General features: G+C 57.8%; 1 protein-coding gene. It reads left to right on the top strand.

The annotated features are described in order from the left end of the window. Positions 1–484 (top strand): hypothetical protein (locus ACW7G0_RS14220; RefSeq protein ID WP_456990661.1); only part of this gene is annotated, 484 nt, incomplete at its 5' end. Between the last annotated feature and the right edge of the window lie 77 nt (positions 485–561).

The raw sequence follows: 561 nt of genomic DNA, 5'->3' as shown, positions 1-561 counted from the left end.
TCGGCTTAACTCAGGCGTTAGAGCCCTAATGACAGTTGATCGGCAAGCTCGAAAGAAGCTGGCGGAGTCCACTCGGTGGCTGGTAGGCGCGCGCATCACCAACTACCAGTTTGATGACGCCATTCCTAAGTCGGAAGATCCGGCCATCCGCGAGATCTACGGCCAATTCCTGTGGCTGCTCTACGGCGACCTTCGGGAACATCGTTTGAGCCGCCCGGACAAGTTGTCGTCACAGCACCGGGAGACGGCGGCTCGCTGCATCTTGTTCCTCAAGTCCAACCTGGCTTATCCATGGCCAGTCCTGTCCCGCACCAGAACTGCTCTGCTCACGCTTGGGAACCTTCTGACCCTCGGCATGGCGGGGCGCATCTACTTCCGTCGCGTTTCATCCGCGGGAGACATGTCGTACTGGCCGTTCTTGTCAGAGTCGCAGTACATTGGCGCTCTACGCTCGCCGGCGTATCTATCAGGAGGCGGGCTCTAACAATTCGTTCAAGCCGAACTTGCTTCGCTACACCAACAACATGGCAGAAAGAGCTTGCCATGTTGTTGCCTCCGCTA

The organism is Lysobacter sp. A286, from assembly GCF_054052105.1.
This window is presented reverse-complemented; position numbering and strand designations above follow the sequence as displayed.